Here is a 25,122-nt window from a genome sequence, read left to right as displayed (position 1 = left end):
GACCCAGGGAAGATCAGGCTTCGCATGCTCAACAAGGCCGGCTCAGAGCAGATGCGACAGCAGAATATCCTGCTCGTTCTCTCTGCGCTGCGACGCCATGGGCCGCAGTCGCACACCGACCTTGCCGAGCGGACAGGCCTGTCCTCGGCCACCGTCTCGGCCATCACCATGGAGCTCGAAAAGACCGGCGTTCTCGAACGCAGCGAGCAGCAGCCGGGGGCGGGGCGGGGACGTCCGCGCGTTCTTTTCTCGCAGCGGCGCGCCTGCGGCTATCTCGTCACCGCGCAGATTTCCTCGGACGCCGTCCAGTATTCGCTGGTCGATTATGCTGGGCGGCTGATCGATCGGTTCGACGAGACGCGACGTCACGAAGCGCAGGCTTCCTCGCAGTTCGCGCTGCAGTTTCGCGAAGCGCTGCGCCGGCTGGTGGAGCGTTCGCAGCTTGCACGCGATGCCGTGATGGCGATCTCGATCAGCAGCAAGGGAACGGTCGATGCCGATGGGCACCGCCTCCTCTGGTCGCCGCTCCTCGGCGGTCAGGAAATCGATTTTGCGGCGCTGTTGTCTCCGGACTGGCGCGCTGTGGTGACCCTCAGCAACGAGACGCTTCTCGTTGCCCAGGCGCTCGGCCTCGCGGCGAAAAGCTCTCCGGAGGGGCATGCCCTGGCCGTCGTTTCGCTCGGCCACAGCATCGGGCTCGGCATCGCGCGACTGCGCCGGCACGACGAGGTGGAGGCGAGCGCGCCCAATTTCGGGCACATGCTTCATGCACCCGGCGGCGGTCTTTGCCGCTGCGGCGGGCAGGGGTGCATCGAGGCAACCGCCGGCTTCTACGGCATCCTGCGCACGGCCTTCCAGGTTCCGGCCGACACGATCCCGGCGAAATTCGTTCCCTTGCCGGAAATGGACAAGATCGCGCAGACGGCACGGGCGGGCAACCGGATGGCCGGCTACGCCTTCCGCCAGGCGGGACTTGCGCTCGGGAACGGACTGTCGCGCCTGATGAGTTTTCACGATCGCCTGCCGGTCGTGTTCACCGGGCCGGGAACGCGCTATTTCGATCTCCTGGCGCCGGGGATCGAGGAGGGGCTTTCGGCCTCGCACGAGGTGCGGCTGAAGGGACGGCCCGAGATCACCGTGCACCTGGACGAGCAGCGCCTCGTCTTCGAGGGGCATCTTGGCCGCGCCTTGACCGGCATCGACCAGGCGATTGCCGAAGCGCGGCTCTCGCCTTCCGAAAAGCGCTCCGCCTGAGGCGGTCAGACGCCGAGCGTCTTCAGCCGGCTTTCGCGCAAAAGACCACTCGCATCCATGATCGGATGGGCGACAGAGACGATGTGGGCGTTGATGCGCTTGAGATCGCGCAGCATGTCGAGATGCAGCGAGCTGGTCTGCAGGCTGTCGGCATGGCCGTCGCGCAGGCGCTGGAAGTGCCGCTCCGCAGACTGCTTCTCGAGATTGCGCACCTCCACCTTCACCTCCATCAACTGGCGGGCGAGGTCGAGATCGCGGGTGACGAAGATCGTCTGCGCGATGCGCAGATTGTCGATCGTCAGGTCGAACAGCGTCTTCAGTTCCTGGAAGCCGGCATCGGAGAAGTTGAGGCCGAGCGTGATCTTCTTCGTCACCTGGTCCAGAAGGCCCTTTTCGATGATGTCGCCGACATGTTCAAGATTGATCGCATAGTCGATGATGACGATGGAGCGTCGGCCGTTCTCATCGTCCAGCCCTTTCCGGCCGAGTTTCGACAGATAGATTTTCACCTCCTGCTGGAGGCTGTCGACGCTGTGCTCCAAAGCCGGGATCTGGCGGAGCGGCGTGATGTCGTTTGTGCGGAACGCGTCCGACGCGAGAATGAGCATGCGTTCGATCAGGTCGCCGACCCCGAGCACCTCGCGCGTGGCGCTGGTCAGCGCGACGACGGGTGTGGACAATTCATGGTTGTCAAGAAACTTCGGTGCATTTTCCCGCTCGGGTTGGTCCGGAACGATGCGCATCATCAGGATCGAGAGGCGCCGGGCGAAGGGCCAGGCGGCAGCGGCCAGCAGGATGTTGAAGATGAGATGGGCGTCGACCGGTAGTTTTTCCGGCGGCAGCGGCAAGCGTCGAAGAAGATCCGCGCCGAAACCTGCAAGCGGCAGGGCGACGAGGCAGCCGCAGGTGCGCACGATGAGGTTTCCGAGCGTCACCCGGCGCGCGGCCGGAGGCCCGCTCAACGTGGCGACGAAAGGCGGAATGGCGCCACCGAGATTGGCGCCGAGCACGAGCACGACGATGAGGCCGGGGGAGAGAATGCCGGTCGAGGCAAGCGAGAGGATGAGAACGACGATCGCGAGGCTCGAGGACGAGACGAAAGCGAGCACGGCGCTGAAGACGAGCGCAACCAGCCACGCGCCGTCGAGAAGCGCGATGAAGGCGGCCAGCGCGGGGGAGTTGCGCATGGGCTCGGTGGCCAGGCCGAGCAGATGCAGCGACAGGAGCATCAGACCGATGCCGATCAGCGCGGTGCCGCCGCCCTGGCGTCCGCTGTGCTTGCCGCGATAGAGAACGGTTCCCGCGAGAATCAGCAGTGGCGAAAGCCACTCGATGCCGGTCGAGACGATCCAGGCCGTGACCGCCGTGCCGATATTGGCGCCGAGAAGCACGATCTGCGCCAGCCGCTGCTTGACCATGCGGCGTTCCACGAAGGACGAGACCATGAGGGCCGTCGCCGTCGAGCTCTGCAAGGCGACGGTCGCGACAAAGCCGGAGAGAAACGCCCGCCAACCATGCTTGGTCCCGGTCGCAAGCCCCGTGCGCAGTCGTGCGCCGAAGGCCCGCGACACGCCGTCCTTCACCAGCGACAGGCCGAAGAGGAGGAGCGCGATCGCGCCGAACAGATTGATCATGACGATGGTGGATTGCATCAGGCTTCGTTCCGGCAGTCGTGCAGAGGGGGCTTCGCCTGCAGACATGTCGGAGCATAGGGTGCGGGACGAGGAGGGGCAACGATACCGCCGAAAGTAGCAGTTTGCCGGCCTGTTTTCACGGGTGCCTGCGACGCCGGCCGTCGTTATCCCCGCTTGCAGGCGGAGAATGCGGTTTTGCGGACCTCAGGAGGCCCGGGGCGGCATCAGGGCGGGACGGACGATCCGGATCAGGTGCTCGATGCGGCCCTCGCGCTCCCGATCGGTCATCGGTATCGGCCGTCGGATGAGGGCGGTCACCAGCGATTCGCCGATGATGGCGCCGACGAGCAGGCTGGCGAGTTCCGCCGGACGATCGCCCTTCAGCCGGCCGGTCGTCTGCAGGTGCGCGAGGATATCGGTAAGCTTTTCCTTGCAGCAGCGCAGCCCATTGTCATGGAAAGCTGCGGCCAGCTCCGGTGCATGGGCGCTTTCCGAGATGACGAGCCGGGTGATGTTGACCTGGCGATCCGAAAGCACGAAAGCCGAGAGGCGCGACAGAATATCGGCGACAACCACGTCGGCCGCCTGTTTCTCGTCCGGCATGTCCAGTTTGATGTCGGCTTGCATGACGCGGTCGATCAGGGCGACGAACAGGTTCTCTTTCGTCCCGAAGCTGCGATAGACCGTCTTCTTTGACATCCCGCAGGCCTTGACCACGTCGTCCATCTGCGTCGAACGATAGCCCTGTGAGACGAAACACTGCTCGGCTGCGTCGAGAATGAGGTCACGGCGGCGCGCTTCGCTGATCGCGGCAGGGCGGCCGGGCCTTTTCTTGCAACTGTCTGCGCATGTGCTCATGTGGTCGTCTTGACTTTCGGAAACCGATGCGTTTTCTATCAATAGGAAACTGAAGGGTTTCCCGTCAAGTCCGAGAGGTCTCCCTCCGGATCGAATGGCAACATGGATCCGATCATGACATTCCCCCACGCCCGCCTGGCGCTCGTTGCGACCCTGGCGGTGTCCTTTCTGGCAGCCTGCTCCGACGAGGAGGCGCCGCCGCCGAAGCCGGTGCCGCGCGTCCGCGTCGAGACGGTCGCCCCCAAACCGTCGCAGACGGTCATCAGCCTGACCGGTTCCATCGCAGCGAGGACGGAGACCAACCTGTCTTTCCGCACCAGCGGCCGCATCATCGAACGCCTGGTCGATGTCGGCGACGCGGTGCGCAAGGGACAGTTGCTCGCCCGGATGGACGACGAGGTGCAGCAGGCGGATCTCGTGTCCGCCCGCGCGACGCTCGCTTCCGCCAATGCCGATCTGTCGCATGCCAACGCGGCCTTTGCGCGGCAGCAAACCCTGCTGCGCGCCAACTCGACGGCGCAGACCACGTATGATCTCGCGGAAGAGAATCTGAAGGTGGCCAAAGCTTCGCTCGAATCCGCCGAATCGGCGCTGAGCAATGCCGAGGAGACCTTGTCCTACACGCGGCTGACGGCCGGTGCCGACGGGGTCGTGACCGCGCGGAACGCCGATGTCGGCGAGACCGTTCAGGCGGCACAAGCCGTCTTCTCGGTTGCGGTGGATGGGCCGCGCGATGCCGTCTTCGACATCTACGAGTCCCTGCTGCGCAGCGGCGAGCCGCCGGAGGTGACCGTGAGCCTTGCGTCCGACCCTTCGGTCGTCGCGCGCGGACCTGTGCGTGAAATCGCGCCGACGGTCGACCGGCAGACCGGCACGGTCCGCGTCAAGGTCGGGCTCGAACAGCCGCCGGCCGCCATGACGCTCGCCTCGGTGGTGCGAGGGACGGTCTCGCTCGCAGGTCCACCGGCCTTCACCCTGCCGCCGAGTGCGCTTGCCGCGTCCGGCGGAAAGCCGGCCGTGTGGATCCTCGATCCCGCCAAGACCACCGTGTCGCTCCGCCCGGTGACGGTTGCCGATTACCAGACCGATGCCATCATTGTCGCCACGGGCCTGAAGGCCGGCGAGCAGGTCGTCGTCGACGGCACCAAACTGCTCCGCGAAGGGCAGACCGTGCTGCCCGCCGAGGGGAACACCCCATGAAGCCCGCTCTCATTCTCCTGCCGCTCGCTTTCATGCTGGCGTCCTGCTCGGACGACGGGGAGACGGCGCCTCCGCCGCCGCGGCCGGTCAAGTCGCTGGTGCTGGAGGAGACGAATTCCGCACCCCTGTCCTTTGCCGGCACGGTCGAGCCGCAGATCGTCACGAACTACAGCTTCCAGATCCTCGGGCGCATGGTCTCCCGCAATGTCCAGGTCGGCGATCCCGTGGAACGGGGCACGCTGCTGGCCGTGCTGGAATCCACGGCGCTGGAGCAGGACGTGGCGGCCGCGCAGGCATCGCTCGTCAGCGCGCAGGCCTCCAGCAACAATGCCCGCGTGGTGGAGCAGCGCCAGAAAGGCCTCTTCGCCAAGACGGTCGTCTCCCAGGCGGCTGTCGAGGATGCGGTGCAGGCGGCACAGGCGGCGCAATCTGCCGAAGTGCGGGCGCGGGCCAATCTCGCCAAGGCGCAGGAGCGGCTGAGCTACGCGAAGATCGCCGCCGACTACACCGGCGTCGTCACCAGCACGGCTGCGGAGCCGGGCCAGGTGGTGGCTGCCGGACAGACCGTCGTGACCGTCGCGCGGCCGGATCTTCGGGATGCGGTGGTCGATCTTCCCTCTTCGGCAGCGTCCGGCGTCAAGATCGGCGACCCGTTCCTCGTGGTTCTCCAGTCCGACCCGACGACGGTGGTCAAGGGTCGCGTCCGCCGGATCGAGCCCTCAGCCGACCCCGTCACCCGTTCGCAACGCATCCGCATCGCGCTGCAGGCCGCGCCCGCCGCCTTCCGTCTCGGCTCCGTCATCTCCGTCACCTTGCCGGATACACGCCCGTCCGAGCTGCTGCTGCCGGCAACCGCCCTCGTCACGCGCGACGGCAAGACCTTCGTCTGGATCATTCCGGAAGGCACGGAGGCTGTTGCGATGCGCGAGGTGGCGACCCGGGACACCCGTGGTGATCGCGTATCCATCTCTTCCGGCCTCAAGCGCGGCGACCGTGTCGTCGTCGCCGGGGTCAATAGCCTGACCGACGGGCAGAAAATCCGCATTTCCGGAGACTTGAAATGACGCCGTTCAACCTGTCGGACTGGGGGCTGGGGCACCGCTCGCTTCTCTGGTATTTCATGCTGGTCTTCTCGATCGCCGGCTTCTTGTCCTACCTCAACCTCGGGCGCGAGGAGGATCCGTCCTTCACCATCAAGACCATGATCATCACCGCCCAGTGGCCCGGCGCCACGGTGGAGGACACGATCAAGCAGGTCACGGAGCGCATCGAGAAGAAGCTCGAGGAGTTGCCGCAGCTCGATTACACGAAGAGCCAGACCGTGGCCGGGCAGACGACCGTTTTCGTCTATCTGCGCGAAACCACACCGGCGGCCCAGGTCGCGCCGACCTGGGTGCGGGTGCGCAATCTCGTCAGCGATATCAAGAGTTCCTTCCCCTCGGGCGTGCAGGGACCGTTCTTCAACGACAGCTTCGGCGACGTCTACGGCAATATCTACGCCTTCACCTCGGACGGCTTCTCGCAGCGCGAGCTTCGCGACACCGTGGAGGCCGTGAGGGCCGAGGTTCTGACCGTCCCCAACGCCGGCAAGGTGGATATCATCGGGGCGCAGGACGAGGTGATCTTCCTCGAATTTTCGTCGCGCCAGCTGGCCGCCCTCGGGCTCGACCAGCAGAGCGTGGTGGACACGCTGCAGGCGCAGAATGCGGTGGCGCCCTCCGGCGTCATGCAGGACAGTCCCGAACGCATCAGCGTTCGCGTGTCCGGCCAGTTTTCCTCCGAAGAGAGCCTGCGCAACCTCAACCTGCGCGTCAACGACCAGTTCTTCCGGCTGAGCGACGTGGCGTCGATCCGCCGCGGCTATGCCGATCCGCCAAGCACGATCTTCCGTTACAACGGCGAGCCGGCGATCGCCCTGGCCGTCAACATGAAGCAGGGCGCCAATCTTCTCGCCTTCGGCGAGGCGCTCACCGAACGCATGGACACGATCGAGCAGAAGCTGCCGGTCGGCATCGATGCGCATCTGGTGTCCGACCAGCCGAAGATCGTCGACGAGGCGGTGACGGGCTTTACGCGCGCGCTGTTCGAGGCCATCGCCATCGTGCTCGCGGTTTCCTTCGTCAGCCTCGGCCTCAGGGCCGGGTTGGTGGTGGCGGTGGCGATCCCGCTCGTTCTGGCGATGACCTTCGTCATCATGGAATATCTCGGAATCTCCCTGCAGCGCATCTCGCTCGGCGCGCTCATCATCGCGCTCGGCTTGCTCGTGGACGACGCGATGATCGCGGTAGAGATGATGGTGGCGCGGCTCGAGGCGGGCGATGACCTGCGCAAGGCCGCGACCTATGTCTACACCTCGACGGCCTTTCCGATGCTGACCGGCACGCTGGTCACCGTCGCGGGCTTCATTCCGGTCGGTCTCAACAACAGTGCGGCCGGTGAGTTCACCTTCACGCTGTTCATCGTCATCGCCGCGTCGCTGATCCTCTCCTGGATCGTCGCCGTGCTCTTCACCCCGCTTCTCGGCGTTCTGATGCTGCCGAAGACGATGAAGCAGCATCACGGCTCCAAGGGTATCGTCGCCCGCATCTTCTCGCGGCTTCTCCTCACCTGCATGCGGTTCCGCTGGGTGACGATCGCCGTCACGCTGATGGTGTTTGCAGGCTCGGTGTTCGGCATGCAGTTCGTGCAGCAGCAGTTCTTTCCCTCGTCGGACCGCAACGAGCTGATCATCGACTGGAACCTGCCGCAGAGCGCCTCGATCCGCGAGACGCAGCGCCAGATCGCCCAGTTCGAGAACGAGAAGCTGAAGGGCAATCCGGATGTCGAGCACTGGTCGAGCTATGTCGGGCAGGGCGCGGTCCGCTTCGTTCTGTCGTTCGACGTGCAGCCGAACAGCCCGGCCTTTGGACAGACGATCATCGTCAGCAAGAGCATCGAGGCACGCGATCGGCTGAAGGGTGATCTCGAGGCCTACCTCAAGAAGACCTTCATCGGCACGGATGCCTATGTGAAGCTGCTCGACATCGGCCCGCCGGTCGGACGTCCCGTCGCCTATCGCGTCAGCGGACCGGATATCCAGACGGTACGGCAACTGGCGCTCGATCTCGGCAACATCGTCGGCGGCAACAAGCATCTCGGCGACGTCGCCTATGACTGGAACGAGCCCGCCCGCGTGGTCAAGATCGATGTCCAGCAGGACAAGGCCCGCCAGCTCGGCATCACGTCGCAGGCGATTGCCACGACCATCAACGGCATCGTCGGCGGCACGACGGCCACGCAGGTGCGCGACGACATCTATCTCGTCAACATCGTCGGACGTGCCGTGGAGGCGGAACGCAGCTCGATCGAAACGCTGCGGGACCTGCAGCTTCCGGTCGGCGACGGCCGGTCCGTTCCGCTCGCAGCCGTGGCCACCTTCCGCTACGACGTCGAACAGCCGCTGATCTGGACCCGCTCGCGCATCCCCACGGTCACCGTGCGGGCCGGCATGATCGACAAGGTCCAGCCGGCCACGGCGGTGGCCGAGCTCGCTCCGGCGGTGAAGACGTTCGAAACGACGCTGCCGCCCGGCTATGCGGTCGCGGTTGCCGGTGCCGTCGAGGAAAGCGGCAAGGCGCAGGGACCGATCGCCGCCGTCGTGCCGCTGATGCTGTTCGTCATGGCGACCATCCTGATGATCCAGCTGCAGAGCTTCAGCCGGCTCTTCTTGGTCTTCGCAGTCGCCCCGCTCGCCATCATCGGCGTCGTCGCCGCCTTGCTGCCCAGTGGCGCACCGATGGGCTTCGTCGCCATCCTCGGCATCCTCGCGCTGATCGGCATCCTGATCCGCAATTCGGTGATCCTGATCGACCAGATCGAGACGCTGCGTCGCGATGGGGTCGCGCCCTGGCGTGCGGTGGTGGAGGCCACCGAACATCGCATGCGGCCGATCATGCTGACGGCCGCCGCGGCCAGCCTTGCGCTCATCCCGATCGCCCGCGAGATCTTCTGGGGTCCGATGGCCTATGCCATGATCGGCGGCATCGTCGTGGGCACGGTCCTGACCTTGCTCTTCCTGCCAGCGCTCTACGTGGCCTGGTTCCGCATCCATGAGGAGAAGCCCGACGCGGACGCTGGGGCAAGCGCGCCCTCCGCATCCGAGCCCGACCTTCAGCCCCAGGGCTGAACGAGGCTCGGCAATGATCCTTCAGCCGCGCCGTCCCGCCGCGCGGCTGTCTGGTCAGACGGAAAGATTGCGGGCGATGTAGCCGGCGAGATCCTGCGCCTCCGGCGCGAGTGTCGCACGCCCCTTCACAAGAGCGAGTTCGGCTTCCGGCTGCGGCTCGAAGCCGTCGGCCCGCGTCAGCCGCCGATGGTCGGCCAGCACGGCATTGGCCGGAACGAGGCTGATGCCGAGCCCGGAGGCCACGGCGGCCTGCACGCCCATCAAACCCTGACTGGTATAGGCGATCCGCCAGCGCCGCCCGCTGCGCTCCACGGCGCGGATGGCGCGATCCCGGTAGATACACCCGACCGGGAAGACGGCGAGGGGCACGACGTCCTCGTCGATCGTCCGGTTCTCGGCTCCGATCCAGACGAGGTCTTCCTTCCAGCTCGCGAGACAGGCGCCGACGGCGGGCTCCCGCTTGACAAGCGCCAGGTCGATCTCGCCCGCCTCCAGCAGCCGTCCGAGCCCTGTGCTCCAGCCGCTCGTCGTGTCCAGGCGAAGATGCGGCGAGGCGTCGGCAAACCCGGACAGCAGATCGATCAGACGCCGTCCCGCGAAGTCTTCGGGAACGCCGAGCCGCACGGTGCGTGGCGCTGAAGGACGGCGCATCACCTCGGCTGCTTCATCTGCCGTGGCGAGCATCCGGCGGGCATAGCTCAGAAGCAGCTCGCCGGCCTCCGTGGTCTGCAGCGTCCCGGTGGACCGGTCACGCAGAATGAGCGGCTGGGCGAGACCGGTCTCCAGCTTCTTGATCTGCTGGCTGACGGTGGACTGCGTGAGGCAGACGCGCTCGGCAGCGCGGGTGAAACCACCGCTGTCGATGACGGCCACGAAGGTGCGCAGCAGATCGAGGTCGAATGGATAGGTCATCGGCATTCTCGATAGGGTTCATGAGAACATTTAATTTCCCAATGACAACGAGATTTGTCAACATGGCCACACACAGGAGATTTGACCATGACATTGTCCGGACAGCGGCCCGACTGGCTGACATTCGATTGCTACGGCACCCTGATCCAGTGGGACGAGGGACTGTTGGCCGCAATGGAGAAGATCCTCTCGGCAGACGCTGCGGCGGTCGATCCCGCGGCTTTCATTGCGACGTTCGACGGTCACGAGCATGCGCTCGAAGCAGAGCGGCCGCACCGGTCCTTCCGGGAGGTCAGCGCGCTCGCACTGGAAAAGACGATGGCGGCCTTCGGCCTGCGCTTCGACCCTGCCGATGCCGAGATCCTGACCGGATCGATCGGCCGCATGCCGCCCTTTCCCGAGGTGGTTGCGACGCTGCGTCAATTGAAGGATGCCGGTTTCAAGCTGGCGGTCATTTCCAACACAGACGACGCGATCATTGCTGGAAACATCGCACAGCTTGGCGGGTCGATCGACCGGGTGATCACCGCCGAACAGGCCGGCGCCTACAAGCCCACGGCGCAGATTTTCCGACATGCCTGGAAAACGCTGGGCATTTCGCCAGACGCGCTGGTGCATATCTGCGCAAGTCCGCATCTCGACCTTGTCGCGGCCCGCGATCTGGGCTTTCGTACGATCTGGATCGATCGTGGAACAGGCCGCAAGCCGCCTTCCGATTATCGACCGGACGAGCACGTTTCCGCGCTCGATCGCGTGCCCGGCCTGCTTCAGGCTGCCGGGTGGATGCAGTAAGATCTGGAGGCCCCGCATGGCGCACGAAATGACGATCCCGAAGACCGCTCCCGCCTTGTTGCGCAACGTCTCGCTCGAGACGGACGAAATCTGGCAGGCGCGCGCCGATCTTGCCGCGTGCCTGCGGATGGCGGCGCGGCTCGGGCTGGAGGAGGGCATCTGCAACCACTTTTCGGCGGTGGTGCCCGGTCATCCCGATCTCTTCCTCGTCAACCGGCTCGGCTGGGCCTTTCAGGAAGCGACGGCCTCATCTTTGCTCATCTGCGATTTCGAGGGGCACGTGATCGCCGGCGACGGCGTGCCCGAGGCGACGGCCTTCTACATCCACGCCCGGCTGCACAAGAAAAGTCCCCGCGTCGGTGCCGCTTTTCACACGCATATGCCGAACGCGACCGCGCTCAGCATGGTGGAGGGCGAACCGCTCGTCTGGGCGGGGCAGACGGCGCTCAAGTTCTACGGCCGCGTTGCCGTGGACGAGGCCTATAACGGGCTCGCGCTGGACGAGCGGGAAGGCGATCGGATTGCCGCCGTTCTGGGCGACAAGGACATCCTGTTCATGAAGAACCACGGCGTCATGGTCTGCGCCCCGAACATCGCGGAGGCGTGGGACGACCTCTATTATCTTGAGCGCGCAGCCGAGGTGCAGTTGAAGGCGATGAGCACCGGGCGACGCCTGTTGCCGGTCTCGCCGGAAATCGCCACCATCGCCGCACGGCAGATGCGGGAGGGGGATCCGGAAAGCGCCAGGCTTCATCTGGCAAGCGTGCGCCGGGTGCTCGACCGGCAGTCGCCGGACTACAACAGCTGAAACGTGCGGGCCGCGACGCTGCGCGCGGCGGCTGCCGGACGTCGCCCTCAGCGCGGATGCATTTCCTCGCCGTCCTCGTCCTCGTCGCCGATCGGGGCTTCCATGGTGAAGACCACGCCCGTGACGTCGAAGCGCAGTTCTGCACTGCCGCCGAGGCTGTTGGAGAGCACCCGCTCGATCATGCGGGTTCCAAAACCCCGGCTGGTCGGAGGTTCCACCGGAGGGCCGTCGCGTTCTTCCCATGTCAGCTTGAGGCGGTTCAGCGGTGCGTCCGGCATGGCGTGCCAGCGCACCCGGATGCGTCCGGCAAGGTTGGAGAGCGCCCCGTATTTGATGGCATTGGTCGCCAGCTCGTGCAGCGCCATGGCCAGCGTCAGCACGAGATTGGACGACACCTGCAGGTCTGGCCCATCGATGTCGATGCGATTGGGGTAGCTGTCCCAGAACGGATCGAGCGTCGCACGGACGATGCGGCCGAGATCCGCCCCGGCAAAGTTGCCGGACACCAGAAGATCCTGCGCCGCGCCGATCGACTGGAGGCGCGAGGTGATGGCCTTGCCGGCCGCCTCCTTGTCCGGCGCCTGGCGAAGCGTCTGGTTGATCACGGACTGGACCGTCGTCATCAGGTTCTTCATGCGGTGGCTGAGCTCGCGCACGGTGATGGCGCGGGCTTCCTCGGTCCGCTTGCGGTCGGTGATGTCCATCGACAGGCCCGACATCTGCGAGGCATGGCCGTCCGGCTCGTAGTAGACCAGTCCGCGAATATGGACCCATCGCAGCCGGCCGTCCGGAAACACGCAGCGGTGCTCGACGTCGTATTCCTCGTGATTTTCCACGGCGTTCCGGAACGCGTCGTGGACCCGTGCCTTGTCCTCCGGCAGGACCGCGTTCAACAGATCGTCGATCGAGAAATCCTGGTCCGGCGCAACGCCGAAGTTGGCCTTGCAGTCGGGCGACGCGACGAGCTCCATCGTGGCGAGATTGAGGGTCCAGTAGCCGAGATGCCCGGCTTCCATCGCAAAACGAAGCTGAGTCTCGTTGCGTTTCAGTTCCGCCGTCCGCTTCTGGACTTCGCTTTCCAGCAGATCCCGGTCCCGCTCCAGCCGCACGAGGCGGTCGCGTTCCATGGTGACGTCGAGCTGGGAGGCGAAGAAATAGGTCAGCTTGCCTTCTTCGTCGAAGACGGGCGAGATCAGAAGGCGGTTCCAGAAGGGTTCGCCGTTCTTCTTGTAATTGACGACGTCGATTTCGATCGGATACCGGTTGTCGATCGCATCGCGAACTTTCTGGATGTCCGCGCGGTTCGTCTCGGGGCCCTGGAGAAAGCGACAGTTCCTGTCGATGATCTCGTCACGGCGATAGCCGGTGAAACGGAGAAATGCGTCGTTGACGAACACGATCGGATTGTCCGGCTTCGACGGATCCGTGATCAGCATGGGCATGCGGGTCGCGCGGACGGCGGCTGCAAAGGGGTCATGCCCGACATCCATGCGGGCAATCTGGGCTTCGATACGCTGATGCTCTGTGACGTCGTTCAATGACTGTCCTCTCGGTGACCTTTCTCCTAGACGGTTAATTCAGGGCGGCCATTAAAAAAAACAATATCCGTGGGAATTAGCTGGGGAAACGGCGCTTTCCTGCGTCGGTATTCGACGGATACCGACGGTTTGCCAAAAACAACTGCCGCAGCGAAGACGCGTGTAGGCCACCGCCCCTTACTTGCCTGCCGAGAGCACGCGTCCGGAGGCATCGTCCAGGGCGCGGCTGGTCCCCTGTCCGTCGCGCTTCAGACCCTTGGCCGTATTGCCGCAGCCGGCAAGCGTCAGGACGGACAGGCTGAGGATGGCGATGAGGATCGGGCGCATGGTCTCTCCTGCACGTGTTTCGAGAAATACTTGGCAAAAAATGTGGCGAGACGCGGATTTTTCAATCCTGCGCCTGTGGCATGTCGGAAAACGGCATTCGCCGCCTGGGTTTCTTCGGCGCAAAGCCGCGGCTCACATAGGGCGAGCCGGCCAGCCCGAAACGCCAGGGCTGCTCGATCGCCTTGGTGATGCCGATCCGCGGACCGGCGACGACGTCGACGGGCGCTGTCGCCGCAGCGAGATGGAACGGCGCCGCCAGCAGCGACAAGCCATCATGGCCGATATCGATTCCGAGCGCCTGGCACAGCCGCCCCGGTCCTGCACACAGGAGCCGGGGATTGTCGAGCCCCCGGCGGTCCATCATCGTTTCCAGCCCGACTGTGGGCGCCAGCGCACGGACCAGAACGGCGCTGCCCGGACGGCAGACCAGATTGACGCACCAATGAATGCCATAGGACCGATAGACATAGGCGTGCCCCGGCGGACCGAACATCGCGCGGTTGCGCGGCGTCGGCCCGCGGAAGCTGTGGGACGCCGCATCGTCCGGCTCGTAGGCCTCCGTTTCCACGATGATGCCGCCGACCCCGTCGACGAGGAAGGTTGCTCCGACAAGGTCTCGTGCGGCGTCGACGGCGGAGCGTTGGAAGAAATCAGGAGACATCATCAGGGTCGCTCTGCCGGTCGCGTTTTTGGATGTGCTCGATCTGGAATGGTGTCGCCACGTTATCTCCGGGAACGATCATGGCGCGTTTTCGTTCTCGAACCAAAGGAGATTTTCCATGCGCATCAAGGCTTTCCTGAAAGGTTCACCTTTGTCCACCGTCGGGGGTGCTGCGCTGGCGGCTCTCGTCGTTTCCCTGGCGTCCGTTCCGACCGGGCAGGCCTTTGCGCAGGCGCAGCAGGGAGAATGCGGTGTCGGTACGCCACAACAGGGGACGGCGCCCAACGCCAATCCCGGCAGCGGTTCGCTGACAGAGAAGCTCGACGATTGCAACGGTGTGCTGAAGCCCCCGTCGGTGGGCGACGGCGAGATCGTCGAGCCTGCGCCGTCATCCGGGCAGATGCCGGTGATCACGCCGAATGATCTTCCAAAGGATGGAAATTCCGCGCAGCAGCCGTAGATCTCCGTCAAAGACTGGAGAGGGTTTCATGGCAGACGGATATCAGGCTGGACGACAAGCGGGCGGCATCGGATCGCGGACGGAGAGCGCTGCGGACAACGACACGCGCGGTCGGCTCGCAAAGACCCCGTCCGCCATCCCTTATCCCGGTCTGAAAGACGTGTTCTGGCGGGTCATTGCCGAGATCAGCGAAGACCGGGTGACGCTGATTGCGGCGGGCGTGACCTACTATCTGCTCCTCGCGCTGTTTCCGGCTCTTGCCGCTCTTGTTTCGATCTATGGCTTCGTCGCAGACCCTGGCGCGATTGGTGCGCAGGTGACGCTGCTTGCCGACATCGTCCCGACCGGATCGCTCGACATCATCCTCGAACAGCTGAAGACGCTGGCGACACAGAAGACCTCTACGCTTTCGATCGGTTTCGTGTTCGGTCTCGGCGTCGCACTGTGGAGTGCGCACAACGGCATGCGTGCGTTGTTCGACGCGATGAATATCGCCTACGGAGAGACGGAAAAGCGCGGCTTCTTCAAGCTGACCGGCCTCGGGCTCCTGTTCACGCTCGGGGCGCTCGGCGTCGCGGTGATCGTGATCTCGGCGATCGGCATCCTGCCGGCCGTGCTCGCGTTTCTCTGGCTCGACCGCTGGGTCGAACTTCTTGCGCGCTTCGCGCGCTGGCCGCTGATGCTCGTCATCGTCTGCTTCGCCACGATGATGCTCTATCGCTATGGTCCCAGCCGGGAGAGGGCCAAGCTGCGCTGGCTAAGCTGGGGCGCGGCCTTTACCAGCGTCTCCTGGCTCGGTGCGTCGCTCGGCTTTTCCTACTACATCGAGAATTTCGCCAATTACAACGCGACCTACGGCACGCTCGGAGCCCTCATCGGCTTCATGGTGTGGACCTGGATGTCGGTGATCATCCTGATCGTGGGCGCTGAAATCAACGCGGAACTCGAGCACCAGACGACGATCGACTCGACCACCGGCCATCCTCGCCCGATGGGCGACCGTGGCGCCTATGTCGCCGACACGGTCGGCGACGCGGTCTCCTGATCCATCAAGCACCCAGCCGGAAAGATTGAAAGCGGGCCCACGACCGGAAACGCTTGGCCGCCCCGGCATCGATGCATAAAAAAGCGATTGTCGCATGCCTGCGGCAATCGCTTTCTGCTTTCTAAACCTGGGATGGCGACCCTTACTGGGGCTTCGTCTCGTTCATGGCAGCTTCGTGATACCAGCTGTCGATGATCACCGGGGAGGCGGGGGCCTCGACCTTGACGTCCGGTACAGTCTTCCAGCCGGACAATCCTTTCAGACCACCGACAGGAAATTGATAGATCGTCGCCGACTGGCGCTGTGGTGTCATTGGCATGGCATCGGCTCCCTTTTGTGTGTCCGAGATGTATGCGTTCATATGCACATATTTTGCGCTGAATGTCTAAAAATAAATCAATTTTCGTGTCGGCTTTTCGCGCATTTTCTGCGGTGGTGGCGATTTTTCCGGTGCGGGCCCGGTTTTCTGCCTGCAAATTCTCCTCGTTCAACGCGGTCCGAGCCTTAAGGGTTCCTCGCGGCGCCCAGAGGTCGCGCGCATGCGCGACAAGGTGGGTGTTCCCGGTCCACGATCGGGTATGCCGAGTGTCATCGAGACGGATTTTCGAGAATTATCGCTTCTGCTGGCGTCAATGGCCACCAACTGGCACGGCTTGTGCATTCCCTTACGTTCAGAGGATGTCGGCTTCGGGTTCGCGGTCGCTGTTCTGGATTGCTCACCATTTATGAGAGATTTGCCATGACCAAGTATAAGCTCGAGTACATCTGGCTCGACGGGTACACACCGGTACCGAACCTGCGCGGCAAGACGCAGATCAAGGAATTCGACGCGTTCCCGGCGCTGGAGCAGCTGCCGCTCTGGGGCTTTGACGGTAGCTCGACGATGCAGGCCGAAGGCCGCAGCTCCGATTGCGTGCTGAAGCCCGTCGCTCTCTATCCGGATCCCGCCCGCACCAACGGCGTTCTAGTCATGTGCGAAGTCATGATGCCGGACGGCGTGACGCCGCATCCGAGCAACTCCCGTGCGACGATCCTTGACGACGAAGGCACGTGGTTCGGCTTCGAGCAGGAATACTTCTTCTACCAGAACGGCCGCCCGCTCGGCTTCCCCGAGCAGGGTTACCCCGCGCCGCAGGGGCCGTACTACACCGGCGTCGGCTACAGCAATGTTGGCGACATCGCCCGCGAGATCGTCGAAGAGCATCTGGACCTCTGCCTGGAAGCCGGCATCAACCATGAAGGCATCAATGCCGAAGTGGCCAAGGGCCAGTGGGAATTCCAGATTTTCGGCAAGGGCTCCAAGAAGGCTGCCGACGAAATCTGGATGGCCCGCTACCTGCTGCAGCGCCTGACCGAAAAGTACGGCATCGATATCGAGTATCACTGCAAGCCGCTCGGCGACACCGACTGGAACGGCTCGGGCATGCACTGCAACTTCTCGACCGCCTACATGCGCGAAGTCGGCGGCAAGGCCTACTTTGAAGCCCTGATGGCGGCGTTCGAAAAGAACCTGATGGATCACATCGCCGTCTACGGTCCCGACAACGACAAGCGCCTCACGGGCAAGCACGAAACGGCTCCGTGGAACAAGTTCAGCTACGGCGTTGCCGATCGTGGCGCATCGATCCGCGTTCCCCACTCGTTCATCAAGAACGACTACAAGGGCTATCTGGAAGATCGCCGCCCGAACTCCCAGGGCGACCCCTACCAGATCGCTTCCGCCGTGCTGAAGACGATCTCGGAAGTTCCCACCGAAGGCTACGCCTCCGCTGCTGCCTGATCACGCGGGCGCGCATCGTCGCGCCGCGGGATGGGCCACTGTGCGGGGTGCGATACGATCGCACATCCGCCGGATTCAGAGAAACGAAGAACGGCGCCGGGAAACCGGCGCCGTTCTTCGTTGACGGGGATTTTCTCGACGCTTTCCCGACACGCTGTCGGAGCGGCTTTCGGCTGGACCGGCAAAGCCTCGGGGCAGTCTCGCGATCGAAGCATCGTGTTGGAGGGCTCGCATGGCGGCGAAGAGGGGCCGTCGTCGTTCTCGCGGCTTGTGTGCCGCTCCTTGCAACACGCCGAGGACACACAAAAAAAGCCCTCCGGCTGGGTCAGCAGGAGGGCTCGGCATTTGCGATCCGGGTCGCGTCACGCCGGACATTCATCCGGCGATCCCATCCGACAATTTCTGGGCGCGTTACGGCGCCGGTGTCGTCGCTGGAGGGGCAGCGGGCGCGGCGGCCGGCATCGTGGCGGCGCTGCCGTCGATGTAAGGCAGGATCTCCATGCCGCCGTGGAACAACATGCTCAGCGCGACATAGAAGATGACGGCAAGGCCGACATAGGCGATCCAGCGATGCTTGTGCAGGAGGTTGGCGATGAAGCTGGCAGCCAGACCCATGAGCGCGATCGAGACGATCAGGCCGATGACCAGCACCGTCGGATGATCCTGCGCAGCGCCGGCGACGGCCAGAACGTTGTCGAGCGACATGGAGACATCGGCAATGACGATCTGCGTCGCCGCCTGCAGGAAGGTCTTGCGAACCCGGGTCTCGTCTGCCGTCGCACCGATGTCGTGGGCGGCGTTTTCATCTGCCTGGCGCAGTTCGCTCCACATCTTCCAGCAGACCCACAGCAGCAGAAGGCCGCCGAAAAACTGAAGGCCGACAATGGCCAGCAGCTGGACGGTAATGGCCGCAAATGCGATGCGCAGCACCGTGGCGGCGATGATTCCGACCAGGATCGCCTTGCGGCGCTGGTCGACCGGCAGGCCCGCGGCGGCAAGGCCGATGACGATGGCATTGTCGCCCGCCAGCACCAGATCGATGGCAATGACCTGCAGAAACGCAGCCAGACCGGCTGCCGTGAAAATTTCCATGTCGGATCTGTCTCCCTCGTGCCGTTCATTCCGAATGACAATTGCGCGTCCCGTTCGCTAAAGCCATTCAAAGCTTCAAGGCAAGGGCAAACCGTCAAGGCGAGGAAAAATCGACACATTCGCCAGCTTGGAATGCGCCTGATGCTGCCGTGCCGCGATGCCGCGTGCCCGGTTGGGTGCCATCGGTTCGCGTTACCGGCGCAGGGGGTCCACGGCCAGCGTCTCGCGCTGCGTCACCTCATAGAGCGCCGGCTCGATGCTGCTTTTTTCGACGTTGGGAAGATAGTAGAAGTGAACGAAGCCCAGGGCGAGCACGCCGCCTATGACGTTCATGGCCGCAAAGATCAGAATTTCGGAGTCCATGTCGCGTCTCCTTTGGAGAACGCCCCGTTTCGGTCATGGACAGAATGACCCTTTTGCCCGCGGGGCATTCTGTCCGTTCAAGGTCAAATGTCGGCAAGGTCGCTCGCGCATGCATGTCGCCCGAAAGTGTGCAGCGGTTTCGGGAAACGACATGCATCAAAACGAAAACAAAATCACGTTGCGTGAATCCTTGCTCATGCAAGGCGATTTAGAGTGCGGGAACCCGGCGCTTGGCCGCCATCAGAAGGTCCAGCTCCGTCGAGGAGGGGCCGAACCGTTCATAGAGCCGCTTTGCCTCGTCCGTCTGCAAACCGTAGCGTGCCTGGAACTCCTCCAGCGTGCAGGATTCGCCCCGCACCGTCTTTCCTCGTATTCCCTTCAGATCCGTCATGTCACCGCTCCCTTGCAAGTCGCATCTGTACGCTCGCCTGTGAACGCCTCGATTCCGCCGAAGTTCCCTGAACGATCGGATTTACGATCGAAAGTAAGCTTGAAGTTGCAGTGCTGGCGCAAAGAACCCTCCAGCGGTTCCGGCGCCCGTTCTGTTCGGCTGCGCTGACCCAGCTGCAAGGGCCGTGCAATCCTATCCACGCGGACGGCTTTCCAAGGCTTTGAGCGCCGCTTGCCCCGCAAACTGCGCCTGCAGCTGAGACGGAAACTTGCCGGTTGCGGGATGCGTGACGCCCTTGAACGTCAAGATGAAGCTCCACGAGCCATCCCGCTGTTTTGCAACCGCAATGCCCGATTTCGACTGATTGACGTCGCCCATCTACTCGTCTCCCTGATTGCCACGCGTCCCTGATTGTCACGCGCAATGGCTCTGATGTCGTTCCATACGGCAAGTTCACCTCGGCGGACATCCCCTTCGCAGCCGTTCGCCGCGATCCACCGCGCGGCAACGCCGTCTTCGCATGTGCGAAACACATAGCTGCAATGCAAGAATTCCGCTCGTCGTGGTGCGAGAAGTTTGTATGATGAGCCTATCGAAGCGATGCACCTCCTCCCGCATCGTTTTGACGACCTTGATGATCCTATCCTCCTCCCGGGATCGTCGGTTGTGGTTGCAGCTTCTCCTCCTCCCAAGCTGCCAACCGGAATTGAGAGCCTGCTGCACCTCCTCCCGCAGCAGGCTCTTTTCGTTTGAGGATCCAGGCAACGATCAGCGCGCCTTTCAGCGGCTCCACGTCCGTCGTGTCACGAGCCTCCGGGTTACGGCTTTGCCGAACCTGCGCCATCGGCGGAACATTGCAGCAAAACCCGCGTTTCTTGCTGTGGTATCGGAAAACGGACGATCTGGTTCCAGGCCTCGCGATCGACAGCTCAGCCTTGAAGCTTGAGCTTTCAAGCCGAATGGGCGGCGTTCTCGTTTGTGCGCGTGCCGGCGCGTTTGCGTTCGGCAGGGCTCCAGCGTCCGACGACCAGTGTGCAGTATCGGCAATCGCCTTGCCGAAGTCTTGTCGAGGAGCGCGTTTTGCCCGTCCGTTATCTCATGTTGGGTGTCATCGGCTTCGTGGTTGCCGCGATCCTCAGCGTCGTCGTCGTCCAGCAGCTGGAGGGCAAGTCCGGCGATCAATCGACGACCCCGCCGGATCCCCTCGTTGTCGCGCCTGACAAGGCTGCCGAGCAGAGCCCGTAAGAGCCCACGCATGCCTTGCCGTCGCGCGATCGTCAGCGGTCGCCGCGATGTCTGCCAAGCCTCTATCTCGGACGTTATCCCGTTCTCTTCTCGCGTGCGTCATCAGCGCGACCCTGTCGTCAAGGCGGTCACCATGCCACATTTCTACTTCAACCTTGTCGATCACGAGGGTTTTTCCGACGGCGAGGAAGCCTACGCCTTCGCGGATGTCGCCACGGCGCTGGCCGAAGCCGAAGTGGTTCTGGCGGAAATGGCGCTCGACGGGCTGCCGCGAGGGCCTCTTGGCAGGCTCGAAGTCGAGGTTCTCGATGAAGACAGGGTCTGCGTCGGCAAGGTCAGCCTGGAACTGCGTCGGCAGGTTTTCCCGCGCTGACATCAAGACCGCCCCAAGCGGGCAGATCCTGTGCCGTCAGCGTGTCGTCTTCCCCGGCGTGCCCTTGGGGTTGGCATTGAGGCGGCGCACGGCGTCGATGATCGGCGGCATCAGCAGGGCAGCACCCGCATTCGAGAGGTGGTCATCGTCAAAATAGAAGATCCGGTCCGTCGCAAGGCTGTTGATGCAGCGCCCGGCGACGAAGCTGTCGCAAAAGATCGCGTCGGGCCTGATCTTGGCAAGGCGCGGATGGTCGAGTGTGTCGAACGCGGCGATGACAGCCGCATTGCGCGCGCGATATCGCTCCGACGACGTCCCGAGAGGCTCCGCGTCGTTGCCCGTCATGGCCGCCCGGGCAAGCAGGTCGGGCACGTTCCACCCGGCTTCGGGGATCGGATAGACGAGCACGACGTTATCGCCGCGATCGAGATAGGCGTTGATATCCGCGAGATAGGCCGCGAGAACCCGGTCCTTGCGGGCGAGGTCGTTCTCCCCGCCCATGTCGTCGCGCCGCTCGTAGAGGTCGGCATAGGTGGGCTTCAGCGCCTCGATGCCGCCTTCGCCGTTGTCGAATGCCGTTCCATCGACATAGAGCGACCAGCGGCTGACCATGATGATCGTCTTGATGTCGCTCCGGGCGATGTAATCTTCGACGCCGGTGAAAAAGCGGTTGCAGCGAAGGCGATATTTCGCATTGGAGACGACAAGGCCCGAGAACCCGGCGCAGGAGGAGTGGGAGAGGGCGTAGAGATCGAGTCCGGCGGCCGAGAAGGCGCGCAAAGCCTCGCCCGTGACCGCCCCGGCATGAGAATCGCCGATCAGGATCGTGTCGCTCGTCTGCGTGCCGGGTGTCATGCAGGCGCGCACGGGATGCGGCAGCGTTGCCTCGCCCTTGTCGAACAGACAGGTCGACATGGCCGGATCCGGATGCGCCTGCACGTCGAGCGCCGCCAGTGCGGACGGGGGCAGNGGGGGCAGGCGGAACGCCCAGCCGTTGTCTACGCGGCCCGCCGCACCGACCGCCATGAGGAAAACGGCGGCCGCCGCCGTCGCGCCGAGAATGCGGGGCGCGCTGCCGAGGATCCGAATGCGGCCTGTGCGGAACGGGGTCTCGACGAAGCGCCAGGACAGGACCGCGAGAAGCACGGCGGCGACCGTGAGGCTCGTCATCAGAACCGGCGTCGGCTCCGTGAGGCTGCGAATGCGGGCAAAGGCAAACAGCGGCTGGTGCCAGAGATAAAGGCTGTAGCTGATTAGACCGATCCCGGTGAGAAGCGGGAGCGACAGAAACCGATGCACGCGCGTGCCGGGTCCGCCAAAGAGGATGATCAGGGCGGTTCCGCCCACCGGTGCCAGCGTCCAGGCGGACGGAAACGGCGTTCCGTCGTCGTAGAGGAAGACGCCGGCCAGGACGCCAGCGAGGCCGAGAAGCGACAGGGTCTCGTTGGCAGGCTGTTGGCGATGGAGGAGGAAGAGGGCGCAGAGGGAGCCCGCCAGCAATTCCCAGGCGCGCGTATGGGGCAGGTAGAATGCCGCATTCGGGAACGCGATCGCGCCGTAGACTGCAAGGGCGAAGCTGACGAGGGCCGCCAGCAGCAGGACCACGAAGCGGATGCGCGGGCCTGCCCGATGAAGGAGCATCAAGAGGATCGGGAAAACGACGTAATATTGCTCCTCGACAGCCAGGCTCCAGGTGTGCAGCAGCGGCTGCTTCTCGGCGGCCGCGGCGAAATAGCCGCTTTCCTGCCAGAACAGGACGTTCGACAGGAAGAGGCAGACGGCGATGATGCTTTCGCCGAAACTCTTCATCTGCGCCGGGAGCATCCACGCCCAGGCAAAGGGCAGGCAGCAGAGGATGACGGTGAACAGCACGGGCATGATCCGGCGCGCCCGTCGCTCATAGAAGCCGAGGATCGTGAAGGTGCCCTTGTCCTGCGCCGTCGCGATGATGGTGGTGATCAGGTAGCCGCTGATAACAAAGAAGACATCCACGCCGACATAGCCGCCGGAAAACCAGGCCAGGCCTGCGTGAAAAAGGATGACCGGGACGACGGCCACGGCCCGGAGGCCATCGATTTCGGGTCGGTGCTGCATGAAGCTCAAGTCAAGATGCGGAGAAACGGTCAGGTGGGGACACGCCTTCGGCGGCGGATCGGAGTCCGCTGCCGAAGGCGCTTGATGTCCTTTAGATCATAAACGTTTTCGGGATGAAATCCCGCAGCCATGCCTTTCCGACCCGAAATGTCAGGCGCGGAAAAGCTTCCAGCGGTTGGGCCGGAAGGCGATGCGCGTGCCGGGCGCCGCAGCGACGTCGGAAGGCAGCTCGATCTCGATCCGACGCGTGGCGCCAGCGACGTCCAGTTCGACGTGCCGCGTTCCGGCCACCCGTCGGCTGATCGTCACGATCCCGGCGAGACAGCCGCCGCAGCCGTCGAGCAGGTCGATATCGTGCGGTCGAAAATAGAGTTCGGCCGGCCCCTCCGGCTCGCCCGGCGCGCTGACACCGATCGAGCGATCCTCGAGCCAGAGCTGCCCGTTCTCCACGCGCACCGGAAGGGTGTTGGACTGGCCGATGAAGCCGAAGACGAACGGCGAGTTCGGCGTGTCGTAGATCTCGTCCGGCGTTCCTACTTGCTCGATCTGCCCCTTGCTCATGACCACCACCCGATCCGCCAGTTCCAGCGCCTCGTCCTGGTCGTGCGTCACGAAGACGGTCGTGTGGCCGGTGCGGTCGTGGATCTCGCGCAGCCAGCGGCGCAGCTCCTTGCGCACCTGCGCGTCGAGCGCCCCGAATGGCTCGTCCAGCAGAAGAACGTTCGGCTCCACCGCCATGGCGCGGGCCAGCGCCACCCGCTGGCGCTGGCCGCCGGAAAGCTGGGCGGGGTAGCGCTTTTCCATCCCGCCGAGCTGGACGAGATCGATGAGATCTTCGGCGCGCTTGCGGATCTCGGCGGCCGGCGGGCGGCGCGACGCGGGGCGCACCTTGAGACCGAAAGCGACGTTGTCGATCACCGTCATATGTCGGAAAAGGGCATAGTGCTGGAACACGAAGCCAATATTGCGCTCCTGCACCGTTTTCTTCGAGGCATCGTCGTTCCCGAAGAAGATCATGCCGTCGGTCGGGCTTTCCAGCCCGGCGATGAGCCGCAACAGCGTCGTCTTTCCGGAGCCGGACGGCCCGAGAAGGGCAATGAGTTCACCGGAGCGGATATCGAGCGAAACCTTCTCGAGAGCGGGAAACCGGCCGAATTCCTTGCGAATGTCCTGAACGCGTACTTCCATGAAACCCTGTGCCTTTTCAGTGCTTGCGTGCGGCGGCGATCTGCGCACTGAATTTGAATTCGAGCAGCGACTTGATGACGAGCGTCACCAGCGCCAGAAGCGCCAGCAGCGTTGCCACGGCGAAGGCGCCGATGAAGTTGTATTCGTTGTAGAGAATCTCGACCTGCAGCGGCATGGTGTTGGTCATGCCGCGAATATGGCCCGACACCACCGAGACGGCCCCGAACTCGCCCATGGCGCGGGCGTTGCAGAGCAGCACTCCGTAGAGGAGACCCCATTTGATGTTCGGCAGGGTGACGTACCAGAAGGTCTGCCAGCCGCTCGCGCCGAGCGACAGCGCTGCTTCTTCGTCGCTCGTGCCCTGCTCCTGCATCAGCGGAATCAGCTCGCGCGCAACGAAGGGGAAGGTGACGAACACCGTCGCCAGCACGATGCCGGGGACGGCAAACAAGACCTTGATGCCGTGGCTGGACAGCCAGGGACCGAGCATGCTGTGCGACCCGAAGAGCAGGACGAAGACGAGGCCCGAGATCACCGGCGAGACCGAGAAGGGCAGGTCGATCAGCGTTGTCAGGAACGCCTTGCCCTTGAACTCGAACTTGGCGATGGCCCAGGCGGCGGCGATGCCGAAGACCAGATTGAGCGGAACCGCGATGGCGGCCACCAGCAGCGTCAGCCGGATCGCCGCCCAGGTCTCGGGATCGGCCAGCGCTTCGTAGAAGCGTCCCGGCCCGTTGCGGAAGGCCTCGGTGAAGACAATCGCGAGCGGCAGCACGAGAAAAAGGCCGACGAAGGCGAGCGACAGGGCAATCAGACCATAGCGCGCGAAGCGGCTTTCCGAGGTGGCCGACCGCACCATTTCCGAGGTCGCGCCCGATGCGGGGGCAAGAGCGTCATGTGCCATAACCATACCTCCGCCGGCTCCAGGCCTGGATGGAATTG

26 protein-coding genes are annotated in these 25,122 nt (G+C 64.0%); 11 read left to right on the top strand and 15 right to left on the bottom strand.

Annotated features, from left to right (window positions below):
- The first annotated feature begins 24 nt into the window (after positions 1–24).
- On the top strand, positions 25–1,254 hold the full coding sequence (locus ASG03_RS16490; protein WP_062694576.1) for an ROK family transcriptional regulator: 1,230 nt from the start codon (positions 25–27) through the stop codon (positions 1,252–1,254).
- Between the two features lie 5 nt (positions 1,255–1,259).
- Here ASG03_RS16490 and ASG03_RS16485 read toward each other — a convergent pair whose 3' ends face one another.
- Both ASG03_RS16485 and ASG03_RS16480 read right to left on the bottom strand, forming a co-directional pair.
- Positions 1,260–2,906: a Na/Pi cotransporter family protein gene (locus tag ASG03_RS16485; RefSeq protein ID WP_062474025.1), complete on the bottom strand. Its 1,647-nt coding sequence runs from the start codon at positions 2,904–2,906 to the stop codon at positions 1,260–1,262.
- 186 nt (positions 2,907–3,092) lie between these two features.
- Positions 3,093–3,746 (bottom strand): TetR/AcrR family transcriptional regulator, encoded by a 654-nt coding sequence (locus ASG03_RS16480; protein ID WP_062694575.1) that lies wholly within the window; start codon positions 3,744–3,746, stop codon positions 3,093–3,095.
- A 114-nt stretch (positions 3,747–3,860) separates the two neighbouring features.
- On the opposite strand from ASG03_RS16480, the gene ASG03_RS16475 reads away from it, so the two are divergent.
- The 3 genes from ASG03_RS16475 to ASG03_RS16465 are packed head-to-tail and all read left to right on the top strand — an operon-like array spanning position 3,861 to position 9,111.
- Complete coding sequence (locus ASG03_RS16475; protein ID WP_062474583.1) at positions 3,861–4,946, top strand: efflux RND transporter periplasmic adaptor subunit; 1,086 nt, start codon at positions 3,861–3,863, stop codon at positions 4,944–4,946.
- Positions 4,943–6,010: an efflux RND transporter periplasmic adaptor subunit gene (locus tag ASG03_RS16470; RefSeq protein ID WP_062474021.1), complete on the top strand. Its 1,068-nt coding sequence runs from the start codon at positions 4,943–4,945 to the stop codon at positions 6,008–6,010. Before ASG03_RS16475 ends, ASG03_RS16470 begins: the two co-directional genes overlap by 4 nt.
- Positions 6,007–9,111: an efflux RND transporter permease subunit gene (locus tag ASG03_RS16465; RefSeq protein WP_062694573.1), complete on the top strand. Its 3,105-nt coding sequence runs from the start codon at positions 6,007–6,009 to the stop codon at positions 9,109–9,111. The genes ASG03_RS16470 and ASG03_RS16465 overlap by 4 nt, the downstream gene beginning before the upstream one ends.
- Positions 9,112–9,165: 54 nt before the next feature.
- Here ASG03_RS16465 and ASG03_RS16460 read toward each other — a convergent pair whose 3' ends face one another.
- The gene (locus ASG03_RS16460) at positions 9,166–10,023 is read right to left on the bottom strand and encodes a LysR substrate-binding domain-containing protein (RefSeq protein ID WP_062695258.1); all 858 of its coding nucleotides are present in this window, start codon (positions 10,021–10,023) and stop codon (positions 9,166–9,168) included.
- Positions 10,024–10,110: 87 nt separating this feature from the next.
- Between ASG03_RS16460 and ASG03_RS16455 the strand changes: the two genes are divergently transcribed.
- Together ASG03_RS16455 and ASG03_RS16450 are read left to right on the top strand one after the other, a co-directional pair.
- A complete protein-coding gene (locus ASG03_RS16455; protein ID WP_062474017.1) occupies positions 10,111–10,815 on the top strand; it encodes a haloacid dehalogenase type II in 705 nt (234 codons plus the stop codon).
- Between the two features lie 16 nt (positions 10,816–10,831).
- Positions 10,832–11,623, top strand: a complete 792-nt coding sequence (locus tag ASG03_RS16450; protein WP_062694571.1) for an aldolase — start codon at positions 10,832–10,834, stop codon at positions 11,621–11,623.
- Between the two features lie 47 nt (positions 11,624–11,670).
- Here ASG03_RS16450 and ASG03_RS16445 read toward each other — a convergent pair whose 3' ends face one another.
- The 3 genes from ASG03_RS16445 to ASG03_RS16435 all read right to left on the bottom strand — a co-directional run bounded on the left by ASG03_RS16445 (position 11,671) and on the right by ASG03_RS16435 (position 14,149).
- The gene (locus ASG03_RS16445) at positions 11,671–13,161 is read right to left on the bottom strand and encodes a PAS domain-containing protein (RefSeq protein WP_338012405.1); all 1,491 of its coding nucleotides are present in this window, start codon (positions 13,159–13,161) and stop codon (positions 11,671–11,673) included.
- Between the two features lie 177 nt (positions 13,162–13,338).
- Positions 13,339–13,488, bottom strand: coding sequence for a hypothetical protein (locus tag ASG03_RS16440; protein ID WP_062474013.1), 150 nt, complete (start codon positions 13,486–13,488; stop codon positions 13,339–13,341).
- 61 nt (positions 13,489–13,549) lie between these two features.
- Entirely contained in the window at positions 13,550–14,149 is a 600-nt protein-coding gene (locus tag ASG03_RS16435; protein WP_156381878.1) for a DNA-3-methyladenine glycosylase, read from the bottom strand.
- A gap of 118 nt (positions 14,150–14,267) precedes the next feature.
- Here ASG03_RS16435 and ASG03_RS16430 point away from each other — a divergent pair, with 118 nt between their 5' ends.
- Positions 14,268–14,609, top strand: coding sequence for a hypothetical protein (locus ASG03_RS16430; protein WP_062694566.1), 342 nt, complete (start codon positions 14,268–14,270; stop codon positions 14,607–14,609).
- Positions 14,610–14,637: 28 nt separating this feature from the next.
- Positions 14,638–15,654, top strand: a complete 1,017-nt coding sequence (locus tag ASG03_RS16425; protein WP_062694564.1) for a YihY/virulence factor BrkB family protein — start codon at positions 14,638–14,640, stop codon at positions 15,652–15,654.
- 142 nt (positions 15,655–15,796) lie between these two features.
- On the opposite strand, the gene ASG03_RS16420 is transcribed toward ASG03_RS16425, so the two are convergent.
- On the bottom strand, positions 15,797–15,973 hold the full coding sequence (locus ASG03_RS16420; protein ID WP_162241403.1) for a DUF2735 domain-containing protein: 177 nt from the start codon (positions 15,971–15,973) through the stop codon (positions 15,797–15,799).
- A 420-nt stretch (positions 15,974–16,393) separates the two neighbouring features.
- Here ASG03_RS16420 and ASG03_RS16415 point away from each other — a divergent pair, with 420 nt between their 5' ends.
- Positions 16,394–17,434: a glutamine synthetase beta-grasp domain-containing protein gene (locus tag ASG03_RS16415; RefSeq protein WP_062474003.1), complete on the top strand. Its 1,041-nt coding sequence runs from the start codon at positions 16,394–16,396 to the stop codon at positions 17,432–17,434.
- Between the two features lie 411 nt (positions 17,435–17,845).
- Here the strand turns inward: ASG03_RS16415 and ASG03_RS16410 are convergent, their stop codons facing one another.
- The 4 genes from ASG03_RS16410 to ASG03_RS16400 all read right to left on the bottom strand — a co-directional run bounded on the left by ASG03_RS16410 (position 17,846) and on the right by ASG03_RS16400 (position 19,658).
- Complete coding sequence (locus ASG03_RS16410) at positions 17,846–18,526, bottom strand: TerC family protein (RefSeq protein ID WP_062474001.1); 681 nt, start codon at positions 18,524–18,526, stop codon at positions 17,846–17,848.
- Positions 18,527–18,718: 192 nt separating this feature from the next.
- Positions 18,719–18,889 carry a hypothetical protein gene (locus tag ASG03_RS21550; protein ID WP_156379747.1) on the bottom strand — a complete coding sequence of 57 codons (171 nt, stop codon included), beginning with the start codon at positions 18,887–18,889 and terminating at the stop codon, positions 18,719–18,721.
- Between the two features lie 208 nt (positions 18,890–19,097).
- On the bottom strand, positions 19,098–19,280 hold the full coding sequence (locus tag ASG03_RS16405) for a hypothetical protein (RefSeq protein WP_062473999.1): 183 nt from the start codon (positions 19,278–19,280) through the stop codon (positions 19,098–19,100).
- Positions 19,281–19,472: 192 nt separating this feature from the next.
- On the bottom strand, positions 19,473–19,658 hold the full coding sequence (locus tag ASG03_RS16400) for a hypothetical protein (RefSeq protein ID WP_062694562.1): 186 nt from the start codon (positions 19,656–19,658) through the stop codon (positions 19,473–19,475).
- A 702-nt stretch (positions 19,659–20,360) separates the two neighbouring features.
- Between ASG03_RS16400 and ASG03_RS21545 the strand changes: the two genes are divergently transcribed.
- Together ASG03_RS21545 and ASG03_RS16395 are read left to right on the top strand one after the other, a co-directional pair.
- On the top strand, positions 20,361–20,525 hold the full coding sequence (locus tag ASG03_RS21545; protein ID WP_156381854.1) for a hypothetical protein: 165 nt from the start codon (positions 20,361–20,363) through the stop codon (positions 20,523–20,525).
- A gap of 133 nt (positions 20,526–20,658) precedes the next feature.
- The gene (locus ASG03_RS16395) at positions 20,659–20,898 is read left to right on the top strand and encodes a DUF6894 family protein (RefSeq protein ID WP_062695254.1); all 240 of its coding nucleotides are present in this window, start codon (positions 20,659–20,661) and stop codon (positions 20,896–20,898) included.
- A gap of 36 nt (positions 20,899–20,934) precedes the next feature.
- On the opposite strand, the gene ASG03_RS22275 is transcribed toward ASG03_RS16395, so the two are convergent.
- The 4 genes from ASG03_RS22275 to cysW all read right to left on the bottom strand — a co-directional run bounded on the left by ASG03_RS22275 (position 20,935) and on the right by cysW (position 25,084).
- Complete coding sequence (locus ASG03_RS22275; RefSeq protein WP_443216636.1) at positions 20,935–21,813, bottom strand: SGNH hydrolase domain-containing protein; 879 nt, start codon at positions 21,811–21,813, stop codon at positions 20,935–20,937.
- A 55-nt stretch (positions 21,814–21,868) separates the two neighbouring features.
- Positions 21,869–22,992: acyltransferase family protein (locus tag ASG03_RS22270; RefSeq protein WP_443216624.1), on the bottom strand; the 1,124-nt coding region annotated here is incomplete at its 3' end.
- A gap of 150 nt (positions 22,993–23,142) precedes the next feature.
- Complete coding sequence (locus tag ASG03_RS16385) at positions 23,143–24,180, bottom strand: sulfate/molybdate ABC transporter ATP-binding protein (protein WP_062473992.1); 1,038 nt, start codon at positions 24,178–24,180, stop codon at positions 23,143–23,145.
- Positions 24,181–24,196: 16 nt separating this feature from the next.
- On the bottom strand, positions 24,197–25,084 hold the full coding sequence (gene cysW / locus ASG03_RS16380) for a sulfate ABC transporter permease subunit CysW (protein WP_062473989.1): 888 nt from the start codon (positions 25,082–25,084) through the stop codon (positions 24,197–24,199).
- Between the last annotated feature and the right edge of the window lie 38 nt (positions 25,085–25,122).

The sequence above is a fragment of the Rhizobium sp. Leaf341 genome (genome assembly GCF_001424325.1).
Lineage (GTDB): Bacteria > Pseudomonadota > Alphaproteobacteria > Rhizobiales > Rhizobiaceae > Ferranicluibacter.
The sequence above is the reverse complement of the archived record's forward strand: the minus strand, read 5'-3'. Positions and strand labels throughout refer to the sequence as shown.